Below are 22,400 nucleotides of genomic sequence, written 5' to 3'. Positions count from 1 at the left end.
TAATTAGTTTGTAGTCCAATATAAAATGGGGAATGTCATGAAACACAAGGTTTGGATGGCAATGGCGCTCACGGTGGCCGCAGGTTGCGCAAAGGCCGACGGGGTGCAGATTTACGGCATCGTGGACAACAGTCTGGAATACCTGAGCAATGCAGGCGCAGGCGCGAACGGCAGCAAGGCATCGCTCTTTCGCGTGAGCAACGGTTCACAGGCGCCCAATCGCTTCGGCTTCAAGGGATCGGAAGACCTTGGCGGCGGACTCAAGGCGATCATGCAGCTCGAAGCCGGCTTCAATCTGGATTCCGGCCAGTTGCAGCAGAACGGCCGGATGTTTGGTCGTCAGGCTTACGTGGGCCTGCAGAACGCCTGGGGTGCGGTGACCATCGGCCGTCAGAAGAACCTGATCTATGATGCGTTCCTCGAACTCGATCCGTTGTCGTACTACAGTTACTCGCTGCCGGCGCTGGATCCGCAGTTCGTCGGCAAGGCGGACAACTCGATCAAGTACGCCGGTAATTTCAGTGGCTTCAAGGTTGCCGGACTGTTCTCGACGGGCTACGACGCCACCATCGCCAACGGCGCGCAGGTGCCGGGGCAGTGGCGTGTGGGCAAGGAGTACAGCGTGTCGGTCGGATATGCGAACGGGCCACTCAATGTGTCGCTCGTCTACGATCAGCAGCGCGGCACGGCCGTCACGACTCAGGGCAACACGTCGCAGCGGGTTGCGGCCGGCGCAAGCTACGCACTTGGCAACTTCAAGCCATTCGTGGGCTATCAGTGGTATCTGAGCGATGTCCCGGGCGTGGCCGGCCGCAACGAACTGTATTTTGCCGGATTGCAGTATCGGCCCGTCACGGAGGTCATTCTGTCGGGCGCGATCTATTACAACAACATCACGTCGGCGAACCAGCATCCGTATCTGCTCGCGGCCAACGCGGCGTATCTGCTCTCGAAGCGCACGCAGTTGTTCGCGCAGGTCGGCTTCTCGCACAACCAGAATCAGTCGAACCTTGGCGTCACGGGTTATGGCATGACCATCGCGCCGGGCAGCAGTCAGGTGGGTGTGGCCGTGGGGCTCGCGCACTACTTCTGAAGCTCGCGACGCGGGCGCGGGGCAGAAAGAAAGGACACCCTCGGGTGTCCTTTCGCGCTTTCAGGCGATCGCGCGGTCGCGCAATGACGACGCGCGACAGTGGCCCGCCGGGCCGTCGCGCCAGTCGGCTTAGTGACGGAAGTGACGCGTACCCGTCATCAGCATGGCGACGTTGCGCTCGTCGGCCGCGGCAATGACTTCGTCATCGCGCATCGAGCCGCCCGGATGAATCACGCAGGTCGCACCGGCATCGACGACCACGTCCAGGCCGTCGCGGAACGGGAAGAAGGCGTCTGACGCCACGGCCGAGCCGTTGAGCGACAGGCCGGCGTTCTGTGCCTTGATGCTGGCGATACGGGCCGAATCGACACGGCTCATCTGACCCGCGCCCACGCCGAGCGTCATGCCGCCGGCGCAGAACACGATCGCGTTCGACTTGACGTACTTGGCCACGCGCCAGGCGAAGAGCAGGTCTTCCATTTCCTTGGGCGTCGGATGGCGCTTGGTCACCACGCGCAGTTCGTGCGGCGCCACGTTCTTGGCATCCGGCGACTGCACGAGCAGGCCGCCGCCCACGCGCTTGAAGTCATACTGGTTCACGCCGTTGCCCAGCGGCACTTCGAGCAGGCGCACGTTCTGCTTGGCGGCGAAGACCTGCCTGGCGCCCTCGGTGAACGACGGTGCGAGCAGCACTTCCACGAACTGTTTGGCAACCGCTTGCGCGGCCGCCTCGTCGACTTCGCGGTTGAACGCGATGATGCCACCGAAGGCCGACGTCGGATCGGTCTGGAAGGCCTTGGCGTAGGCTTCGGACGGCGACGCCGCGACGGCCACGCCGCACGGGTTGGCGTGCTTGATGATGACGCAGGCGGGTGCGTCGAACGTCTTCACGCACTCCCATGCCGCATCGGCATCGGCGATGTTGTTGTACGACAGTTCCTTGCCCTGGAGCTGGCGATAGTTCGCGAGCGAACCCTCGGGCGTGACGATATCGCGATAGAACGCGGCGCTCTGATGCGGATTCTCGCCGTAGCGCATGTCTTGCACCTTCGTGTAAGCGAGATTCAGCGTGGCCGGGTACGGCGAGCGCTCGTCGTGGCGCAGCGACTCGCCCAGGCTCGTGAGGTAGTTCGTGATGGCGCCGTCGTATTGCGCCGTGTGCGCGAACACCTTCGTGGCCAGGCGGAAGTTGGTGGCGTAGCCCACGGTGTTGCCGTTCGCCTTCATTTCGTCGAGCACCACGGCGTAGTCGGCCGGATCGACGATGACGGTGACGTCACGATGGTTCTTCGCGGCGGAGCGAAGCATCGTCGGGCCGCCGATGTCGATGTTCTCGATGGCGTCCTCGAGCGAGCACTGCTCCTTGGAAACCGTCTGCACGAACGGGTACAGGTTCACCACGAGCAGGTCGATGGTCGGGATGCCGTGCTGTTCGAGCGCGGCCATGTGCTCCGGCAGGTCGCGGCGGGCCAGGATGCCGCCGTGCACCTTCGGGTGCAGCGTCTTCACGCGGCCGTCGAGCATTTCCGGGAAACCGGTGTAGTCGGCGACTTCGGTCACCTTCAACCCGGCATCGGCCAGCAGTTTGGCGGTGCCGCCGGTGGAGAGGATCGACACGCCTTGCGCAGCGAGCGACTTGGCGAAGTCGACGATGCCGGTCTTGTCGGAGACGGAAATGAGAGCTTGCTTGATCATGACGGACGAAAGTGAAGCGGCAAAAACGGACGGATCGAACGGATGGGGCGAACCTGACGGGCGCGCCGGCGTTTACAGCAGGCCGTGCTGCTGTAGCTTCTTGCGCAGCGTGTTGCGGTTGATCCCCAGGTATTCGGCGGCGAGCGACTGGTTGCCGTCGGCCTTGCCGAGCACGAACTCGAGCAGCGGCTTTTCAACGACGGAGACGACCATATCGTAGACATCGTGTGGACGTGCGCCATCCAGATCGCGGAAATACGAATCCAGACTGTCGCGCACGGATTGTTCTATGTTTGCTTTGCTCATGCGGCTAATAGCTCCCTCGGAGATTCTTGTTCATAGCAGAGACGGTCCGAGTGCGCCTTCTGCTGTTCGAAAAACTCGTTGACCGCGGCCAACTGTTCCTGCGTGGTGTCGAGCGTATTCATACGCTGCCGGAACGTGGCTGCCCCCGGCAAACCCCGTGAATACCATGCAATATGCTTGCGTGCGGTCCGCACGCCTGTGTATTCCCCGTAGAACTCGTAGTGGTCCACGAGGTGTTCATTCATGATCTGCTGGATTTCGTCGACACGCGGCGCCAGGGCGATCTCGCCCGTCGCGAGGTACAGCTCGATGTCGCGGAACAGCCAGGGCCGTCCCTGCGCGGCGCGGCCGATCATGATGGCGTCGGCACCGGTGACTTCCAGCACGTGCTTTGCCTTCGGCGCCGAATCGATGTCACCGTTGGCGACGACCGGAATACGCGCCGCAGCCTTGACGGCGGCGATCGTTTCGTACTCGGCATCGCCGTGGTACAGATCGGCGCGCGTGCGGCCGTGCACCGTGAGCATGCTGATGCCGCAGTCCTCGGCGATGCGCGCCACCGTGAGCGCGTTCTTGTGCTCGCGATCCCAGCCCGTGCGAATCTTGAGCGTGACCGGCACGACATCGCCGACCGCGCCGACGACGGCCGACACGATGCGCGCCACCAGCGGCTCGTTCTGCAGCAGGGCCGAGCCGGCCGCGACGTTGCAGACCTTCTTGGCCGGGCAACCCATGTTGATGTCGATGATCTGCGCGCCGCGCTCGACGTTGTAACGCGCGGCCTCGGCCATCATGGCCGGATCCGCGCCCGCGATCTGCACCGAGATGGGCGCGACCTCGCCGGCATGGTTGGCGCGGCGCATCGTTTTTTCGCTCTTCCAGAGTTGGGCGTTCGACGCCACCATCTCCGAGACGGCGTAGCCCGCCCCCAGTCGTTTGCACAACTGGCGGAACGGCCGATCCGTCACACCCGCCATGGGGGCGACGAACAGGTTATTGCGGAGTTCGTGGGGACCGATACGCACGATGAAGGGAAAAGCCGGGAAAAAGTTTGTATTTTACTGCGAAAACCCGTCCCCGTCGCCTAAAAATTGTGCAAATTGTCCGGCGGCCCAGCGGCCGGGCCCCGCCCTCAGCCGCGCTGGCCGAACATCATCTGACGCGCGAAGGCGGTTTTGAGTGGCGGCACGAGGTCGAGGCCCGCCAGGGCCATGCCGCGCAACAGGGCGACCGGCGTGGCGTCGATGCCGAACACGCGCGGCAGGAGGTCGGTGATGCGGATGGTGAGGCCGCGATCGGCGCGTCGGCGGCGCGCGAAGGCCGTGAGCGCAGCGGGGCCCGGCACGCCGTGGCGCGCGTCGCGCACAAGGGTCTCGGCCAGATCGAAGGCGTCTCTCAGGCCGAGATTCAGGCCTTGCCCGGCCACCGGGTGGAGGGTCTGCGCCGCGTTGCCGATGGCCGCGACACGGCCGTCGACGACATGGCTTGTCGCATTCAGGCCCAGCGGGAAGCCGGCGCGTCCGGTGATCGCGGTGAAGCGTCCCATGCGATCGCCAAATGCGGCGTGCAGCTCTGCGAGGAAGGCGACGTCGCCGAGCTCGCGGCGACGCTTGGCCTCGTCATGCGAGCAGCACCACACCAGCGCATACCCGTGTTCCTGGGGCAGCAGCGCGAGCGGGCCGTCCGGCGTGAACCGTTCCCAGGCCCAGCCGGCACGCGGCCGTTCGCACGTCACGAAGCCGACCAGCGCGGTTTGCCCGTAATCGCGTGAGCGCGCACGGGCTGTCTGGCCCTCGAACAAGCCCCCTTCGGCATTGACGGCGAGCGTGGCGTGCAGCGTCTGGGCGTGATCGTCGATCGATGTGCCGAGTGTGAGCGTGACCTCTCCGGCGTCCTGCCGCAGGGCGATCGCCCGGTAGGGGCGGAAATGATGCAGCCCTGCGGAATCGTCGGCTTCCAACGATTCACGGCGCGCGTCGATATTGCCGATCTCGCCGGGCGGCGCATGCGCGACGCGAGAAGGCAAGCACGACATCGCGGCGTCGAGCGCGCGCATGAGCGAGCCGTATCGCACCACGTAGCCGAGCGCCGGCACCTGGTGATCGAGATGGTCGATTTCGGTGCTGCCGAAGCGGCGCGCCTGCGAGACGTGGATATGCCGGATCGGCGTGCAGTCCAGTCCGGCGCCCTGGTGCGGCCAGGCGCCGGCGCGCGCGAGAATTTCGCGGCTACCGTGCGAGAGCGCCAGCGTGCGCGGATCGTCGTAGCCGGCCAGCGGCCCGCGCCCGTCGACCAGCGCAATGCGCAATTGCGGCGCGCGCCGGGCGAGCAGCAATGCGAGCGCCGTGCCCACCGGGCCGGCGCCAACGATGGCCACGTCGAAGCGCCGCGCGGCGCGAGGCGCTCCCTCGAGACGCGACCCCGGGATCGCGGCCGGCACGGCGGTGGGAGTGACTTGCGGCCCGGTCATCAGCCGCGCATCAAGGCTTCGATCTCGTCGGCATCGACGGGCACGTCGCGTGTGAGCAGCGTGCAGCCGGTGGGCGTGACGACAGCGTCATCCTCGATGCGAATGCCGATGTTCCAATAACGCTCGTCGATGTCGGGGGCCGGCCGCACGTAGATGCCCGGCTCGATCGTCGTGACCATGTTGGCGCCGAGCGTGCGCCACGGACGCTCGCCGTTCGGGCCGTCCTCGCGGTATTCGCCGCAGTCGTGCACGTCCATGCCGATCCAGTGGCCGGTGCGGTGCATGTAGAAGCGGCTGAACGATTTGTTGGCGATCACGTCGTCGAGGCTCCCCACGGTGTCGCGCTTGAGCAGGCCGGTATCGAGCATGCCCTGTGCGAGCACGCGCACGGCGGCGTTGTGCGGCGCGTCGAACGGCACCCCGGCACGCGTGGCGTCGATGGCGGCCTGCTGCGAGGCGAGCACGATGTCATACAGCTCGCGTTGCGCGGCGGTGAACTTGCCGTTGGCCGGGAACGTACGGGTGATGTCCGAAGCGTAGCCGTCGAGCTCGCACGCGGCGTCGATGAGCACCAGATCGCCATCGCGCAGTTCGGCGTCGCCGGCACGGTAGTGCAGCACCGTGGCGTTCGCCCCGGTGGCGACGATGGAGCCGTAGGCCGGGAACTGCGACCCGTGGCGACGGAATTCGTACAGCAGCTCCGCTTCGAGATGGTACTCGCGCAGTCCCGGGCGCGACGCCTTCATCGCGCGCACGTGGGCATCGGCCGAAATCTTGCCGGCGCGGGCCATGATCGCCAGTTCGGTGCTGTCCTTGACCAGACGCATCTCGTCGAGAATCGCGCGGATGTCGTGCGCGGCGCTGGGTGCCGAGACGCCCGTGCGGCTTTGCGCACGCACGGCGTTGAGCCAGTGGCGCACTTGCCGGTCCTGCTGCGCGGACGCGCCGAGCGCATAAAAGAGCGCGGGTGCGTCGGCCAGCAACTGCGGCATGCGCGTGTCGATTTCGTCGATGGGGTAGGCGGCGTCGAAGCCGAACGTCTCGCGGGCGGCTTCCGGGCCATAGCGATAGCCGTCCCAGATCTCGCGCTCTTCGTTCTTGGCGCGGCAGAACAGGATCGACTGGCCCGTGCGGCTGTCGAGCACCACGACGGCTTCGGGCTCCGTGAAGCCCGAGAGGTAGTAGAAGTAGCTGTCGTGGCGATACGGGAAGTCGCTGTCGCGGTTGCGCGGCACTTCGGGGGCCGTGGGCACGACGGCGACGCCGCCACCGGCCTTGCGCATCTGTTCGATGACTCGCTCGCGGCGGGCACGGTACGGGGAATCAGACATCGCGGGCTCCATTTCGGGGATTCGGTGGGTGAGGGACGTATTCAGGCGATTCTACTGCCGGGGGCGCTGTCGTGTCCGGCGCGAATCTCGGCGTCGAGCGCGGCCAGCTGCGCCGGCGTACCGACGTTTTCCCAGACGCCGTCGAAGCGCTCGCCTGTCGCGCGGCCGGCGGCAATCGATGCCCGGTACATCGGCGTGAGCGCCATGCGCGTGCCGGGGGCGATCCCGTCGAACAGGCGCAGGTCGTAGAGCGCGATGCTGCCGAACGTCAGCGCGGTGGCGCCGGCCGGTGCGCGATCGGGCAGATGCAGCGCGCCCGTGGCGTCGAGCGAGAAATCGCCTTTCGGATGAAACGTCGGATTCGGCACCATCACGAGGTGCATGCCGGGCGCGGATTGCGTCCGCATGCGCTCGGCGTGCGGGGAAAGGCTGGCGTAATCGAACGCGGTGAAGATGTCGCCCGCGATCGCCAGGAATACGTTGCCGGCGCCTTCGAGCAGGGCCCGCGCGTGCGCGATGCCGCCGGCCGTCTCCAGCGCGTCGGTCTCGGCCGAGTAGGCAAGGCGCACGCCGAACGCGCTGCCGTCGCCGAGCGCGGCCTCGATCCGGGCGCCCAGCCAGGCGTGATTGATGACGATGTCGGTGAAGCCGGCGCGCGCGAGCGCCTCGATCTGCCAGACAATGATGGGCTTGCCGCCCACGGGGAGCATCGGCTTGGGCGTCGTGTCCGTGAGCGGACGCATGCGCTCGCCGCGTCCGGCGGCGAAGATCATCGCCTTCATTCGGCTCATGCGGTGGACCTCAGAACGTGTAGCCGACGTCGACCTGCTGCCCGGTCAGCTCGTCGAGCAACTTCGCCAGCGGGCGCAGCGGCGCGTAGCGATCGGCCACCTTGCGGGCATAGCGGATGAAGCGCGGCGTGTCGGCCAGATAGCGCGGCTTGCCGTCGCGATAATTGATGCGCGCGAAGATGCCGAGGACCTTCAGGTGGCGTTGCAGGCCCATCCATTCCGCCTGACGGTAGAACTCGCCGAAGTCGGCGTCGACCGGCAGGCCGGCCTTGCGGGCCCGCTCCCAGTAGTACGCCAGCCAGTCGAGCTCGCGTTCTTCGTCCCAGCTCAGGAAGGCATCGCGCATCAGGCAGATGACGTCGTAGGTGAGCGGGCCGTGGACGGCGTCCTGGAAGTCCAGAATGCCGGGGCCCGTCGTGCCGGGTTGGCCGGGCATCAGGTTGCGCGGCATGTAATCGCGGTGTACGAACACTTTCGGCTGCGCGAGGGCGTTGTCGATCAGCAACCGATTGATGCGCTCGAGCGTTGCCCGCTGGTCCTCGCTCAACTCGACTTTCAGATGCTTGCCGACGTACCAGTCGGGGAAGAGGTCGAGCTCGCGCCGCAGCAGCGCCGTGTCGTATTCGGGCAGCACGCTGGGCCGGGAGCTCTTTTGCCACACGATCAGCGCGTCGAGCGCTTCGCGCATGAGGGCGCGGGCGTTGTCGTCGTTGAGGACGTCGAGGTACGTCTCGCGCCCCAGATCCGTGAGCAGCAAAAAGCCCTGGGTCAGGTCCTCGGCGAGCACCTTCGGGGCCTGCAGGCCCGCTTCATCGAGCAGCTGCGCCACGTGCACGAACGGGCGGCAATCTTCCTGTGGCGGCGGGGCGTCCATCACGATGAGGCTCGGATGCGCGGGATCGTGGCTGCCGATACGGAAGTAGCGCCGGAAGCTCGCGTCCGCCGAAGCGGGTGCCCACTGTGCGAGGTCGAGCGAGAACGGCTCTGCAACGCTGGCGAGCCATTCGCCGAGGGCCTGGAGGCGCGGATCGGCGGCGTTGGAGAGGGCGCCGGAAGCGCCGGAAATATGCGCGGAGGCGGTGGGTTGTGCGGTCATGATGGGGGCCGTAAACGTCTTGCCATATAATACCCGATCATGTTTTCCCGACGCCCTGTTTCTCGACCTCGATCGACCGTCCCGAATGTCCCGGCAACGCCTGGCAGACGTACGGGATTGGCTGCCCGCAAGCGGCGCCACGATTGTTTCGCTGTTTGCGTACATGCCGGATAAACAAGTCCATACGAATGATGTTTCGTCGCTGCGCCGCCTGATGCGCACGCGGCGCAAGCCGCTGGCTCTGCTGCTCTCCCTGCCGGGAGTGTGGTGTTCGCTCGCGGCCGCCCAGGAAGCCCCCCCTCCCGATATCGCGAAGAGCGATGGTCTCGTGCTGCGCACGGTGCCCGCGCTGGTCGACAACCCGCTGGCCGCCGGCGAAGACGTGCCGATGTACGTGCGCGGCATGCATCTCACCGGACGCACCAACGTCGACGCGACGGTCGACGGCGATGCCGAGGCGCGCAAGTACCGGTCGTTCGTGAAAGGCGATCGCCTGACCTACGATCAGGACACGGACGAAGTCGTGGCGCGCGGCAATGCGCGACTGTCCCAGGGCGGCAATCTGTTCATCGGCCCCGAGGCGCATATGTACACGGGGGCGGGCGACGGTTACATGCTCACGCCCACGTACAAGCTCGTGTCGGGCGGCGGCGGCAAGTCGGAACGCGCCGACGTCGAGGCGAGCAACCTCGTGACCCTGAAGCGCGGCACGTACTCCGCTTGCGCGTGTACCGAGGACGGCAAGACGCCCGCGTGGTACATCAAGGCGTCGGAGTTCGAGTTCGATCAGGATCAGCAGGAGGGCACGGCCTACAACGGCGTGCTGTTCTTCCAAAATGTGCCCATTCTGGCCAGCCCGTACCTGTCGTTCCCGACGTCGAACGAGCGTCGTTCGGGCTTTCTCGCACCGACCTTCACGCAGTCGAGCCGTACCGGTTTCGAGCTGGCAACACCGTACTATTTCAACATCGCGCCGAACCGTGATCTGACGATCACGCCCCGCTTCATGACCAAGCGCGGCGTGATGCTCATGGGTGACTTCCGCTACCTCGAGCCGACGTACGCGGGCCTGTTCCACCTCGAGTATCTGCCGAAGGATCGTGTGACGGGCGACGCCCGCTACACGTTCACGTTCCAGCACAGCCAGTCGCTCGGCTACGGCGTGAACGCGTACGTCAACTTCACGAAGGTCTCCGACGATACCTATCCGGACGATTTCGGGTCGGGAACCAACTTCCAGACCGGTGTGCAGCGTGTCTACAACCGCGAAGCCGGTTTGACATGGAATTACGGCGACTGGTCGTTCCTTGCCCGCGTACTGAAGTACCAGACGCTCGCGCCGAGCACGCCTCAGTACGAGTCGGTGCCCGAGCTGTCGGCCACGTACAACAAGTTCGATTTCCACGGCTTCGACTTCTCGATGCCGATCCGGTACAACCGGTTCCAGATCGCCAGCTCCACCGGCCAGCCGAACGGCGAGCGCCTCTACGCGCAGCCTACGTTGAGTTACCCGATTCTCACGCCGGGTTACTTCGTCGTTCCGAAGGTCATGTTCAACGCGGCTGCGTACAACGTCGACTATCCGAACGGATCGATGATGCAGTCGTCGATTACCCGCACGGTGCCGACGGTCAGTCTCGACACCGGGCTGACCTTCGAGCGTCCGGTGAGCCTGTTCGGCACGTCCATGAAGCAGACGCTGGAGCCGCGCCTGTTCTACGTCTACACGCCGTACCGGAACCAGAGCTCGATCCCGATCTTCGACAGCGCCGTATCGGACTTCAACCTCGCCGAAATCTTCAGCGAGAACTCGTTCATCGGGGAAGACCGCATCCAGGACGCGAACCGCGTCACCATGGCCCTGACGTCGCGCCTCATCGATGCGGAATCGGGCATCGAGCGCGCCCGCATCTGGTACGCGCAGCGTTACAACATCACGCAATCGCGTGTGACGATGCCCGGCGGCGTGCCGGAAGACGCCGGCGTGTCCGACTTCCTCGTTGGCGGATCTGCGCTGCTGTACCAGAACATCACGTTCAGCACGGCCGTCCAGTACAGTCCGAGCACGTCGCAGTTCAACCGCTCGGACGTCGGCGTCACGTGGCGCCCCGGCGAGCGGCGCGTGTTCAACCTGTACTACCGCTACTTGCGTAACCCCCCGCCGGTCGTCGGGCAAACGGCGCTAACCACGACGCCGATCAATCAGATCGAACTTTCGGGGCAATGGCCGATCACACCGCGGTTCGGGGTTGTCGGGCGCCTGAACTACAGCATCACGGACAAGACGTTCGTCGATGCCCTGGCGGGATTCGAGTATGATGCCGACTGCTGGGCCTTCCGGGTCGGGCTGCAGCGCTATGCGACCAACGCCACGACGACAACTTCGCGCATCTTCGCGCAACTGGAGTTGAAGGGGCTGACCAAGTCCGGCAATAGCGCGACAGAAGCCTTCAAGGTCGGGGTCCCGGGATATCAACCGCCGCCGACGAACCAGATTCCTTCTCGATTCAGCAACTATGAATGACATGTTTGTGAAGCGTGCCTCGCTGCTGGCGAGCCTGTGTCTTGCCGCCGGGGTGGCGGTGGCGCAGCCCGCGCCGGTCGGCGCCAGGGCCGCGGGAGCGCCTGCGTCGTCCGTGCGTCCGGTGGATTCGATCGTTGCCGTGGTCAACGACAGCGTCATCACCCGCAAGGAGCTCGACACGCGCATCGAGGAGGCAAAGCATCAACTGACGCTCGCCAAGCGCCCGATTCCGGATGCCGACATGCTCCAGCGCCAGGTGCTCGAGCAGATGATCGTCACGCAGGTCCAGCTCCAGCGTGCCAAGGAAGACGGCATCGTCGTGAAGGACGCCGACGTCGAACAGGCATTGCAGCGCATTGCCGCCGACAATCGCCTGAGCGTCGACCAGTACAAGGCCCGTCTGTCGCAGGCCGGCGTGCCGTGGGATGCCTTCCGCAAGGAAGTGCGCGAGCAGATCATCATGGCGCGCCTGCGCGATCGCGAGGTCGACAGCCAGATTCAGGTGAGCGATTCGGAAATCAACTCGTTCCTCGCCGCGCAGCGCGGCGCGTCGGCTGCGCCGTCGGAGCCGGAGTACCGCCTGAGCGAGATCATCGTGAAGCTGCCGGAAGGCGCCACGCCCGATCAGGTGAGCGCCGCGCAGAAGAAGGCGACCGAGGCGCTCGATAAGGCGAAGGCGGGGGGCGATTTCGCGGCCCTCGCCAAGGAATATTCGGACGCGTCGGACGCAGCGAACGGCGGCGACATGGGCTTTCGCATTCCCGAGCGCATTCCCGACCTGTACCTCACGCAAATTCAGAAGCTCCAGCCGGGCACGGTCGTGCCGCAGGTGCTTCGCAGCAACAACGGCTTTCACGTCATCAAGCTGGTCGAGACCCGCAAGCAAGGCGGCGAGCAGGGCATGACGGTGCCGCAGATTCACGCGCGTCACATTCTCATTCGTGTGGGTGACGGTGTGTCGGAAGCCCAGGCACGCCAGAAGCTGCTCGACATCAAGGCACAGATCGAGGCAGGCAAGGGCGACTTCGCCGACTTCGCGCGTCAGTACTCGGTGGATGGTTCGGCGTCGCAAGGCGGCGATCTCGGCTGGATTTCCCCGGGGGAAACCGTGCCCGCGTTCGAGCGTGCCATGTCCGAACTCAAGGACGGCCAGATCAGCGATCCGGTGCGCTCAGAGTATGGCTATCACCTGATCCAGGTGCTGGGACATCGCGAGTCGCAGGTCTCCGGCGACCAGGAGCGCAACCTCGCCATGCAGGAACTGCGCGGCCGCAAGGCGGAGCAGCAGTATCGCGACTGGCTGCAACAACTGCGCGACAGCGCCTACGTCGACTATCGTCTGAACAATGCGCAGCAGTAAGCGCCGCGTGAGACGCATTCCGACACGACATTCTCTTCACGCATGACTACCGACCGGTCCTTCGTCATTGCCATCACCACCGGTGAACCGGCGGGCGTTGGGCCGGAGTTGACGGTGCAGGCACTCGTAAAGTGCCTGGCGCCGGCGACCACCGGCGGCATCGGCCCTGTCGTCGCGGCGCTTCGCGACGTCGACGAATCCCTCTCCCGTTGTCGATTTGCCGTGATCGGCGATGCTTCGCTGCTGGCCTCGCGTGCGCAGGCCGTAGGGCTTGGCGACGCCTGGCAGGCGTTGCTCGCGGGCGATCGGGTGAGTGTCGTGCACCACCCGCTGGCCGCCGCCGCGCAGGCGGGGCAGCTCGATTCCGCCAACGGTCGCTACGTGCTGGCGCTGCTCGACGATGCCATCGACGGCGCAATGGCCGGGACGTACGACGCCATCGTCACGGCGCCGCTGCAAAAGAGCACCATCAACGATTGCGGCGTGGCCTTCACCGGGCATACCGAGTATCTCGCCGAGCGCACCGGCACACCCCGTGTCGTGATGATGCTCGCGGGCGGTGGCCTGCGCGTGGCGCTTGCCACGACGCACCTGCCGCTGGCGCAGGTGCCCGGTGCCATCCGTCGCGGCGATCTGCTCGAAACGCTCGTGATCCTCAATGCGGATCTGATGCGGCATTTCGGTGTGACGCGACCGCGCATTCTCGTCACCGGTCTCAATCCGCACGCTGGTGAGTCGGGCTATCTGGGCCGGGAGGAAATCGACGTCATCACGCCGGCGCTCGACGATGCCCGCGCGGTCGGCATCGACGCCCGGGGGCCCTATCCGGCAGACACGCTGTTTCAGCCGAGACACCTCGAGGGCGCCGACGCCGTGCTGGCGATGTATCACGACCAGGGCCTGCCGGTGCTCAAATACGCGAGCTTTGGTGCTGGCGTGAATATCACCCTGGGGCTGCCGATCATCCGTACATCCGTCGACCACGGCACGGCGCTCGATCTCGCGGGTACGGGCCGCGCAGAGAGCGGCAGTCTGATCGAAGCCCTGCGCACCGCGGCGGCCATGGCGGGCAACGCCGCCGCACACGCAACATTGATCGCGGGCGTGGCCGGCGCACCGGACGCATCGCAACCGCGTTCATAAGGAATTTCACATGAGTAGCGCATCCAAGCGCACGGGCGTCCAACAGGGCCACGTGGCGCGCAAACGTTTCGGCCAGAACTTTCTCGTCGACATGGGCGTGATCGACGCGATCATCAGCGCCATTTCTCCGCGCACTGACGACCTGATGGTGGAAATCGGGCCGGGGCTGGGTGCGCTGACGACGCCGCTGACCGAGTGGCTCGCGCACTTGCACGTGGTCGAACTCGATCGCGATCTGGTAGCGCGCCTGACGCGCAAGTTCGGCGATCGCGTGAGCGTGCACGCGGGCGATGCGCTGGACTTCGACTTCGGTTCGCTGGTGCCTGCCGATCGCCGCGACGAGGCCCCGCTGCGTATTGTCGGCAACCTGCCGTACAACATCTCCAGCCCGCTGCTCTTTCACCTCATGCGTTATGCGGCCCAGGTGCGCGATCAGCACTTCATGCTGCAGAACGAGGTCGTGGAGCGCATGGTGGCCCCGGCGGGCTCGAGCAATTACAGCCGTCTGTCCGTCATGCTCCAGTACCGCTACTGGATGGACAAGGTGCTCGACGTGCCGCCGCAGGCGTTCAATCCGCCGCCGAAGGTCGACTCGGCCGTGGTGCGCATGATCCCGCGCGCGGTCGCGGATCTGCCTGACGTCGATCTGGACGTGTTCGAAGCGGTCGTCGCTCAGGCGTTCTCGCAACGGCGCAAGATGTTGCGCAACACGCTGCACAGCTACCGTGACCGCGTCGACTTCGAGGCGATCGGCTTCGATCTCACGCGTCGCGCGGAAGATGTGCCGGTCGACGAATACGTTGCCCTGGCGCGCGCGATCAGCGCCGGCGGTTCACGAGGCTGATGCCCGCGAACACGAGCGCCACCGCGCCCGCAAAGCGCCAGCCGACCGATTCGCCCAGAATCAGCACGCCGAACGTCACACCGAACAGCGGGCTCAGGAACGAGAACGACGCGAGGCGGGCGGCGCTGTAGCGGGTCAGCATCCAGAACCAGATCAGATAGCTCGCGAACGCCACGCCCACGGATTGGTAAACGAGGCCGATCCATGCCGTGGCCGTCATCGCGCCGACGTGCGCGTGACCCGTAAGCAGCGCCAGCGGGCACAGCAATACCGCCGACACGGCCAACTGATACAGCAGCGTCTTGGCCGGCGCGGCCGTCGCCAGACGCGAGGCGCGAACGATCACGGTCGTCATTCCCCAGAAAAATCCCGCGAGAATGCCGAGCAGGTCGCCCGGCCACGTCGTGGAGAGGTTGGCGCTGCTGCCGTCGGAAAACGCCACGACGATGCCGCAGAAGGCAACGGCCATGCCGAGCCATTGCAGCGGCCGGAGCCGCTCGCTCGGCACGGCCCAGTGCAGACCGATGGCGGTGAAGCACGGCGCCGAGTAGAGGAAGACCGCCATGCGCGAGGCCGTGGTGTACGTCAGTCCGACGAAGATGCAGTAGAACTCGACCGAGAACAGCAGCCCGGTGAGAAGGCCGGCAGGCAACGTACCGTCACCCGTGATTAGCTTCTGGCGGCGCCACAGCATCCACGCCCCCACGAGAAGGGAGGCGATGAGCGAGCGCAGGCCCGCCTGCAGTACCGCCGGCACGGCCGGGATCGCGAGCTTGACGGCGACCTGCTGGCCACCCCAGACCATGCACAGGCCCAGCATGATGGCGAGCGCACCGGCGTCGATCGGGCGAGGTGTGGTTTTCATGAAATTGGTTCGGATGACGATGCATCGTGAACATCGGCGCACGACGCGCATTGGCGCCTATTGTCCCCGATCCTGACACGTCGGGCGGGATTCCGGTGCGGGCAGCGTGGGTAATGTGACGGACATTGTTGCGTCATGCGGCACAATGTGTCCCCGTTTCGCGGGTTTATTGCATGCATGCGCGCCGATACAATGCTCCGCGCGGGGGGCTTCGTCTCCGCACTTCACCGCGACGACACGCCCCGGCACGCCGGTCAACGTGGGCGATTCGCATTCGCTTCGAACACCGCAGTATTCCGTATGTACAAGAAAGGCTCCGCCGTCGAATTGCAGTTTTCCCCGTCGCGACTCAACGATGGGGCGGGCGATCCCTACTGGGTCGATCTCACCCGGGAGGAAGCGCAGGCGTTGCTCGCCGCGCTGCAAACGCACCTCGAACGACCGTGGCAAGACGCCTCGGGCACCGAGTCGCCGTTGGTCTTCACGCTGCCCGACCCGGCGGGCGAGCACGCCCGCACGCCCGCGAGTACGCCTGCGCCCGCGGCGCCGGCGCCGATCGCGTCACGCCAGTGGGTGTGTGTGATTTGCGGATGGATCTACGACGAGGCGGTCGGTTATCCGGAAGATGGCATTGCGCCGGGAACGCCTTGGGAAGACGTGCCGCAGGACTGGCGATGCCCGTTGTGCGACGTAGGCAAGGAAGACTTCGCGATGGTCGAGTTCTGAGGGCTGCGGCCCCTGGAACGGCCCGGCCCGTGATGGGCCGGGCGACGTCTTACAGATCGCCCTTCGACGAGTGCTTCTGGATCAATTCGATCTTGTAGCCGTCCGGATCTTCCACGAAGGCGATTACCGTCGTGCCGCCCTTGACGGGGCCGGCCTCGCGCGTGACCTTGCCACCTGCGGCGCGGATCGTGTCGCAGGCCTGATAGGCGTCGTCCACTTCGACGGCCAGATGCCCGAAGGCCGTGCCCATCTCGTACTTGTCCACGCCCCAGTTGTAGGTCAGCTCGAGCACGGTGTTACCCGACTCGGCGCCGTAGCCGACGAACGCCAGCGTGTACTTGTATTCGGGGTTCTCGCTCTGACGCAGCAGTTGCATGCCGAGCACGCGCGTGTAGAAGTCGATCGAGCGCTGCAGGTCGCCGACGCGCAGCATGGTATGGAGCATTCGCATGGTGTTTTCAGTGTGGGGACAACAAGAACCCGATTGTACCCGCGCTCACGAAAATGAGCAGGGTTCATGCAGCGTTGAGCCATTCTGACGCTCAGGCGATCCCGGTGATCCGGAGCGCACGTCCCGTCAGAATTCGGGCAGCCACTCCGGTGCGTGCGATTTGAGCGTGTCGCGCGCGGCCTCGAATTCCGGGAAGATCGACGCCACGGCCTGCCAGAAGCGCGGGCCGTGATTCATTTCCTTCAGGTGCGCGAGTTCGTGCGCGACCACGTAGTCGATCACGCCGAGCGGGAAGTGGATGAGGCGCCAGTTCAGCCGAATGCGCCCGTCGGCGCTGCAACTGCCCCAACGCGTTGCGGCCGACGACAGGCCCAGCGCCGAGTGACGCACACCCAGGCGCTCGCCATAGACTTCCAGACGCATGGTGAAGAGCTTTCGGGCTTCCTGCTGCAACCAGCCTTGCACCCGGTCGCGCATCTGTTCGGCGGCGGCCTGGGGCGGCAGGTCGAGCCACAGGGTGTGCGTGTGGATGTCGTACTGCGCGATACCCGCGCCTGCGCTCAGGCGCACTGTCAGCGTATGGCCGAGATACGGCAGCGTGGCGCCGTCGATCCAGTTCACACGCGGGATCACGCGGCGCGCCGCGCGTTCGCGAAACTCGGCGATCTTGCTGAAGATCCAGCGCTTCTTCTCGACGATGGCGGCTTCCACATCGGCAAGCGTGACCCATCGCGGCGCGGTCACCGCCAGTCCCGATTCGTCGATCATGAAGCCGATGGTGCGTCGCGACGAGCGTTTGAACCGATAGTAGAGCGCATGACCGTCTAGCACGATCACGCGCTCACCGTTCGCCGGTGTGCGGCGCGGCGGGGTGGGTTGCAGGTTGCGGGTGTCGGCGGCGGCGGGGTTCAGGGCCGCCGAGCCGTCCGGCACATCCGTGGCAACGCCGGTGACTTCGGCGGCGGGGCTGCCAAAAAGGTCGAGTTCCATCTGGGGAGCAGGCGTCTCATGCCGGGAGCGGATGTCGCGGGTGGCGGGTTGGACTTTCGACATGAGACGGTCTCGGCGTACGGTTCAGGCCCGTGGCGTGGCGTCGGGCGTGGCGCTTGCCTTCGGCCGGGACGTGTAGGCCGCCGGGTCGATGCGCACCATTTCCCGCTCGATCCATTCGGCCACGTCGGCGTTGACGGCCTCCGGCGTACGTCCCGCCGTCTCGATCACCGGTCCGATCGAGACGACCACTTCCCCAGGGTATTTCACAAAAGAATTGCGCGGCCACACGCGTCCGGCGTTGTGCGCGACCGGCACCACCGGCGTGCCGGTCGTTGCCGCCAGCCGGGCGCCGCCGGACTTGTACTTGTTGCGCGAGCCGGTCCGGGTACGCGTGCCTTCGGGGAACATGATGATCCAAGCGCCCTCGGCCAGGCGTTCGCGGCCTTGTGCGACGACCGACTGGAACGCGTCGGTGCCCTTGCTGCGGTCGATGTGGATCATGCTCAGCAGACCCAGTGCCCAGCCGAAGAACGGCACGTACAACAACTCCCGCTTGAACACGTAGCACAACGGCTTCGGCATGAGTGCGGGCAGCGCGACCGTCTCCCACGCGGACTGATGCTTCGACAGGACGATCGCGGGCGTGTCGGGCAGATTCTCCCGTCCGATGACCCGGTAGCGGATACCGCACAGCTTGTCGGCCACGCGAATCACGACGCGGCACCAGCCCACCGCGAACCAGTAGCGTTGCTCGCGCTTGAGGAACGGAAACGACACGATGCACGCGATGGCGTACGGGACCGTCCAGACGATCTGGAAGAGGAAGAAGAGAATCGAACGAAATTGCAGCATCGGGTCTTGGCGAAATGAGGGTGGCCGAAGCGATTGTCCTACAGGCATCGACGCGTGTCGCGCTGCGCGCATCGAGACGCGCGACGGGGCAGCTGTCGCTCACGCATGTCGGCCGTCCTCGTCGGCGAGCAGGTCGTTGACGAACGCCTGAAGGCTGTCGTGGACCCGCGTGCCGTCGGGCAGGTCGCCGGCCGCGAGTGTCTTCCGGCCCTTGCCGGTGAGTACCAGATGCGGGTGCGCACCCACGGCGACTGCTGCCTGCAGGTCGCGCAGCGAGTCGCCCACGGCCGGCACGCCGGTCAGGTCGATTTCGTAGCGCCGCGCGATTTCCTGAAACAGGCCGGGCTTCGGCTTGCGGCAGTCGCAGCCGTCGGCGGCCGTGTGCGGGCAGAAGAAAACCGCATCGACGCGCCCGCCGACGGCCGCGGCCAGTTTCGACAGCTTCGCGTGCATGGCGCCGAGCGTGGCCATGTCGAACAGCCCGCGCCCCACACCCGACTGATTGGTCGCCACGACGACGCGGTACCCGGCCTGATTCAGGCGGCCGATGGCCTCCAGGCTACCGGGCAGGGGCACCCACTCGTCCGTCGACTTGATGAACTGGTCCGAGTCGGCGTTGATCACGCCGTCCCGATCCAGAATCACCAGCTTGCGGGCGGCGGGGCCGGGCGCGCGGTCCTTGCGCGAATCCATGGGGGACGTGAGGGACTTGGGCAACTCAGTTCACCTTTCTCGGAACACCACCGTCAGGCGGCGAGCTTGGACAGATCGGCCACGCGGTTCATCTGCACATGCAAGCGCGTGAGCAGCGCGAGGCGGTTGTTGCGCAGTGCCTCGTCGTCGGCCATCACCATCACGTCGTTGAAGAAGGCGTCGACCGCATCGCGCAGCTGCGCCAGGGCCGAGAGCGCCTGCGCGTATTCGCGCGCCTCGAACTTGTGCTGCACCACCGGAGCCACCTGGTCGAGTTCGGCGGCCAGCGCCTTCTCGGCGGGCTCCATCAGCAGTTCGGCGCGCACCACGCTGTCCGCGGGCGCCGAGGTCTTCTTCAGGATGTTGCCGATACGCTTGTTGGCAGCGGCCAGCGCTTCGGCCTGCGGCAACGCCGAGAACGCGCGCACGGCTTCCAGTCGCTCGATCAGGTCGCCCAGATATTTCGGCTGATCGGCCAGCACGGCTTCGATCTCATTCGCGGCGAAGCCGCGCTCGCGCAGGTAGCCGCGCAGGCGGTCGAGCACGAACAGATAGACGTCGTTCAGGTAGGCGCTGTCGGCCACGCCCGACGTGAAGCCGTCGTAGGCCGCGCGCAGCAGGTCGGACAGCATGACCGGCAGGCGCTTCTCGATGAGCATGCGCACGATGCCCAGTGCGTGGCGGCGCAGTGCGAACGGGTCTTTCTCGCCGGTCGGCTGCAGACCGATGCCCCAGATGCCCACAAGCGTCTCGACCTTGTCGGCCAGCGCGACCGCCGTGCCGGTGGGGCTCGCGGGCAGGGCGTCGCCCGCGAAGCGCGGCTGATAGTGCTCCGAGCAGGCGAGGGCGACGTCGTTGGCCTCGTTGTCGTGGCGGGCGTAGTACGTGCCCATCGTGCCTTGCAGTTCCGGGAATTCGCCGACCATGTCGGTCAGCAGGTCGGCCTTGGCGAGCAGGGCACCGCGCTCTGCGAGCGCCACGTCCGCGCCGGTCATCTTCGCGATGGCGCCGGCAAGCTTCACCAGGCGCTGCGTGCGCTCGAGTTGCGACCCCAGCTTGTTGTGGTAGACCACGTTCGCGAGCAGCGGCACGCGATCGGCAAGCGCTTTCTTCTTGTCCTGCTCGAAGAAGAACTTCGCGTCGGCCAGACGCGGGCGCACCACACGCTCGTTACCCGTCACGATTTGCTCCGGCTTGGCGGTCTCGATGTTGGAGACGATCAGGAAGCGGTTCGTGAGGCGCCCGCCCTCGGCGAGCGGCTTGTCGGTCAGCGCGAAATACTTCTGGTTGGTCTGCATCGTGAGAATCAGACATTCCTGCGGCACCGACAGGAATTCCTTCTCGAAGTGGCAGGCGTAGATCGCGGGCCATTCGACGAGCGCGGTCACTTCGTCGAGCAGTGAATCGGGCATCACGACATGGTCGTCGCCGGCGGCGGCGAGCAGTCGCGCGCGAATCGCGTCGCGGCGGCCGGTGAAGCTGGCCAGCACCTTGCCTTCGGTCTCGAGCGTGGCGGCGTAGGCGTCGGCGTTGGCGACGGTGACGTCCCCCTTCGAGAGGAAGCGGTGACCCAGCGTCTTGTTGCACGACGCCAGGCCGATTGCCGTGGCGGGCACCAGCGTGTCGCCATGCAGCGCGATCAGGCCGTGCACCGGGCGCACGAACTGCACCGTCTCCCCGTCCGGGCGCTGATAGCTCATGACCTTGGGAATCGGCAGCTTGCCGAGCGTCTCGTCGAGCGAGGCCTGCAATGCGTCTGCGAGTTGCGCGCCTGCGGCGGTGTAGGTGTGGAAGAAGGCTTCGGCCTTGCCGTCCATCGCGCGTTCGAGGCTGGCGACCGGCAGGTCGGCGAAGCCCATGGCGGCGAGCTTCTTGGCCAGCGGGGGCGTGGGGTTGCCGTTCGCGTCGAGCGCGACGGACACCGGCAGCACCTTCGCACGGATGGTGGCGTCGGGTGCGCGCTCGAGCACGTTCGAGATCGTGACCGCCAGTCGGCGCGGTGTGGCGTACGACGTGACGACGCTCGCTTCGGTGGTGAGGCCGCGCGTGCGCAGGCCGTTGGCAATGCCGTCGGCAAATGCGTCGCCCAGACGCGCCAGTGCCTTCGGCGGCAATTCTTCGGTCAGCAGTTCGACCAGCAGGGTGCGTTGTGCGGTGCTCATCATGCGGCTTGCGTTGGGTGTTGGGCGGCGGAGGCGTTCAGCATCGGGAATCCGAGCTTCTCGCGCGAGGCGTAGTAGGCCTGTGCGACCAGGCGCGACAGCGCACGGATGCGGCCGATGTACGCCGCGCGCTCGGTCACCGAGATGGCGCCGCGCGCGTCGAGCAGGTTGAAGGTGTGCGCGGCCTTGAGAATCATCTCGTAGGCAGGCAGTGCCAGCTCGGCTTCGATGAGGCGCTTGGCCTCGCTCTCGTAGTTGTCGAAGAAGCCGAACAGCATCGGCTGGTTCGAATGCTCGAAGTTGTACGTCGACTGTTCGACTTCGTTCTGATGGAACACGTCCCCGTAGGTCAGGCGGCGCTTGACCGGACCGTCGGCCGTTTGCTCTTCCCACTCCGTCCACACCAGGTCGTAGACATTCTCGACCTGCTGCAGGTACATGGCCAGACGCTCGATACCGTAGGTGATCTCGCCGAGCACCGGCTTGCAGTCCAGACCGCCGACTTGCTGGAAGTAGGTGAACTGGGTCACTTCCATGCCGTTGAGCCACACTTCCCAGCCCAGGCCCCAGGCGCCGAGCGTGGGGTTCTCCCAATCGTCCTCGACGAAGCGCACGTCGTTTTCGGTCAGATCCAGACCGAGCGCGCGCAGCGAGCCCAGGTACAGGTCGAGAATGTTTTCCGGCGCCGGCTTGAGCACTACCTGGTACTGGTAGTAGTGCTGCATGCGGTTCGGATTCTCGCCATAACGGCCATCCTTGGGACGTCGCGACGGCTGCACATACGCGGCACGCCACGGCTCCGGGCCGATCGCGCGCAGGAACGTGGCGGTGTGCGAGGTACCGGCGCCGACCTCCATGTCGTAAGGCTGGAGCAACGCACAGCCTTGCTTGTCCCAGTAATCCTGCAACGTCAGGATGACTTGTTGAAAGGTGAGCATGATGAATTCGCGCGGACGAACAGGAAAAAATGCGGATTTTGCGCAGTCTTTCGGCCCGGCCGCGAGC

General features: G+C 65.8%; 20 protein-coding genes. 6 read left to right on the top strand and 14 right to left on the bottom strand.

Annotation, left to right across the window (positions count from 1 at the left end; genetic code table 11):
* The first annotated feature begins 37 nt into the window (after nt 1-37).
* On the top strand, nt 38-1,093 hold the full coding sequence (locus tag PMO31116_RS09350) for a porin (protein ID WP_174971041.1): 1,056 nt from the start codon (nt 38-40) through the stop codon (nt 1,091-1,093).
* 129 nt (nt 1,094-1,222) lie between these two features.
* Here the strand turns inward: PMO31116_RS09350 and purH are convergent, their stop codons facing one another.
* From purH to PMO31116_RS09315, 7 genes are all read right to left on the bottom strand, one after another.
* On the bottom strand, nt 1,223-2,788 hold the full coding sequence (purH, locus tag PMO31116_RS09345) for a bifunctional phosphoribosylaminoimidazolecarboxamide formyltransferase/IMP cyclohydrolase (RefSeq protein ID WP_150566459.1): 1,566 nt from the start codon (nt 2,786-2,788) through the stop codon (nt 1,223-1,225).
* 72 nt (nt 2,789-2,860) lie between these two features.
* On the bottom strand, nt 2,861-3,094 hold the full coding sequence (locus tag PMO31116_RS09340) for a Fis family transcriptional regulator (RefSeq protein WP_023594207.1): 234 nt from the start codon (nt 3,092-3,094) through the stop codon (nt 2,861-2,863).
* A complete protein-coding gene (gene dusB / locus PMO31116_RS09335; protein WP_023594208.1) occupies nt 3,091-4,119 on the bottom strand; it encodes a tRNA dihydrouridine synthase DusB in 1,029 nt (342 codons plus the stop codon). Before dusB ends, PMO31116_RS09340 begins: the two co-directional genes overlap by 4 nt.
* A gap of 107 nt (nt 4,120-4,226) precedes the next feature.
* On the bottom strand, nt 4,227-5,564 hold the full coding sequence (locus PMO31116_RS09330) for a UbiH/UbiF/VisC/COQ6 family ubiquinone biosynthesis hydroxylase (RefSeq protein WP_150566458.1): 1,338 nt from the start codon (nt 5,562-5,564) through the stop codon (nt 4,227-4,229).
* Nucleotides 5,564-6,895 carry an aminopeptidase P N-terminal domain-containing protein gene (locus PMO31116_RS09325; RefSeq protein WP_174971038.1) on the bottom strand — a complete coding sequence of 444 codons (1,332 nt, stop codon included), beginning with the start codon at nt 6,893-6,895 and terminating at the stop codon, nt 5,564-5,566. The genes PMO31116_RS09330 and PMO31116_RS09325 overlap by 1 nt, the downstream gene beginning before the upstream one ends.
* Before the next feature lie 41 nt (nt 6,896-6,936).
* Entirely contained in the window at nt 6,937-7,677 is a 741-nt protein-coding gene (murU, locus tag PMO31116_RS09320) for an N-acetylmuramate alpha-1-phosphate uridylyltransferase MurU (RefSeq protein WP_150566565.1), read from the bottom strand.
* Between the two features lie 19 nt (nt 7,678-7,696).
* Complete coding sequence (locus PMO31116_RS09315) at nt 7,697-8,782, bottom strand: aminoglycoside phosphotransferase family protein (protein ID WP_150566456.1); 1,086 nt, start codon at nt 8,780-8,782, stop codon at nt 7,697-7,699.
* A gap of 163 nt (nt 8,783-8,945) precedes the next feature.
* On the opposite strand from PMO31116_RS09315, the gene PMO31116_RS09310 reads away from it, so the two are divergent.
* Genes PMO31116_RS09310 through rsmA form a run of 4 tightly spaced genes read left to right on the top strand, consistent with a single transcriptional unit; the run spans nt 8,946 to nt 14,653 of the window.
* Nucleotides 8,946-11,306, top strand: coding sequence for an LPS-assembly protein LptD (locus tag PMO31116_RS09310; protein WP_174971035.1), 2,361 nt, complete (start codon nt 8,946-8,948; stop codon nt 11,304-11,306).
* Nucleotides 11,299-12,666, top strand: coding sequence for a peptidylprolyl isomerase (locus PMO31116_RS09305; RefSeq protein ID WP_150566454.1), 1,368 nt, complete (start codon nt 11,299-11,301; stop codon nt 12,664-12,666). The genes PMO31116_RS09310 and PMO31116_RS09305 overlap by 8 nt, the downstream gene beginning before the upstream one ends.
* A 42-nt stretch (nt 12,667-12,708) precedes the next feature.
* Nucleotides 12,709-13,809 carry a 4-hydroxythreonine-4-phosphate dehydrogenase PdxA gene (pdxA, locus tag PMO31116_RS09300; protein ID WP_150566453.1) on the top strand — a complete coding sequence of 367 codons (1,101 nt, stop codon included), beginning with the start codon at nt 12,709-12,711 and terminating at the stop codon, nt 13,807-13,809.
* A 10-nt stretch (nt 13,810-13,819) separates the two neighbouring features.
* Entirely contained in the window at nt 13,820-14,653 is an 834-nt protein-coding gene (gene rsmA, locus PMO31116_RS09295; RefSeq protein ID WP_150566452.1) for a 16S rRNA (adenine(1518)-N(6)/adenine(1519)-N(6))-dimethyltransferase RsmA, read from the top strand.
* Here the strand turns inward: rsmA and PMO31116_RS09290 are convergent.
* Nucleotides 14,628-15,518 (bottom strand): DMT family transporter, encoded by an 891-nt coding sequence (locus PMO31116_RS09290; protein WP_150566451.1) that lies wholly within the window; start codon nt 15,516-15,518, stop codon nt 14,628-14,630. The two genes, rsmA and PMO31116_RS09290, sit on opposite strands and share 26 nt — an antisense overlap.
* A gap of 300 nt (nt 15,519-15,818) precedes the next feature.
* On the opposite strand from PMO31116_RS09290, the gene PMO31116_RS09285 reads away from it, so the two are divergent.
* Nucleotides 15,819-16,244: a rubredoxin gene (locus PMO31116_RS09285; RefSeq protein WP_150566450.1), complete on the top strand. Its 426-nt coding sequence runs from the start codon at nt 15,819-15,821 to the stop codon at nt 16,242-16,244.
* A 49-nt stretch (nt 16,245-16,293) separates the two neighbouring features.
* On the opposite strand, the gene gloA is transcribed toward PMO31116_RS09285, so the two are convergent.
* The 6 genes from gloA to glyQ form a co-directional block, all read right to left on the bottom strand.
* Complete coding sequence (gloA, locus tag PMO31116_RS09280; RefSeq protein ID WP_023594219.1) at nt 16,294-16,695, bottom strand: lactoylglutathione lyase; 402 nt, start codon at nt 16,693-16,695, stop codon at nt 16,294-16,296.
* A 126-nt stretch (nt 16,696-16,821) separates the two neighbouring features.
* Nucleotides 16,822-17,685 (bottom strand): M48 family metallopeptidase, encoded by an 864-nt coding sequence (locus tag PMO31116_RS09275; RefSeq protein WP_150566564.1) that lies wholly within the window; start codon nt 17,683-17,685, stop codon nt 16,822-16,824.
* A gap of 84 nt (nt 17,686-17,769) precedes the next feature.
* The gene (locus PMO31116_RS09270) at nt 17,770-18,540 is read right to left on the bottom strand and encodes a lysophospholipid acyltransferase family protein (RefSeq protein ID WP_150566449.1); all 771 of its coding nucleotides are present in this window, start codon (nt 18,538-18,540) and stop codon (nt 17,770-17,772) included.
* A gap of 99 nt (nt 18,541-18,639) precedes the next feature.
* Entirely contained in the window at nt 18,640-19,233 is a 594-nt protein-coding gene (gene gmhB, locus PMO31116_RS09265; RefSeq protein ID WP_048806746.1) for a D-glycero-beta-D-manno-heptose 1,7-bisphosphate 7-phosphatase, read from the bottom strand.
* 53 nt (nt 19,234-19,286) lie between these two features.
* A complete protein-coding gene (gene glyS, locus PMO31116_RS09260) occupies nt 19,287-21,398 on the bottom strand; it encodes a glycine--tRNA ligase subunit beta (RefSeq protein ID WP_150566448.1) in 2,112 nt (703 codons plus the stop codon).
* Complete coding sequence (gene glyQ / locus PMO31116_RS09255) at nt 21,395-22,333, bottom strand: glycine--tRNA ligase subunit alpha (RefSeq protein ID WP_023594224.1); 939 nt, start codon at nt 22,331-22,333, stop codon at nt 21,395-21,397. The genes glyS and glyQ overlap by 4 nt, the downstream gene beginning before the upstream one ends.
* Nucleotides 22,334-22,400: the final 67 nt, after the last annotated feature.

It is taken from the genome of Pandoraea morbifera, from assembly GCF_902459575.1.
GTDB lineage: Bacteria > Pseudomonadota > Gammaproteobacteria > Burkholderiales > Burkholderiaceae > Pandoraea > Pandoraea morbifera.
Note: the sequence above shows the minus strand (reverse complement) of the source record. Positions and strands in the feature narration are given on the sequence as shown.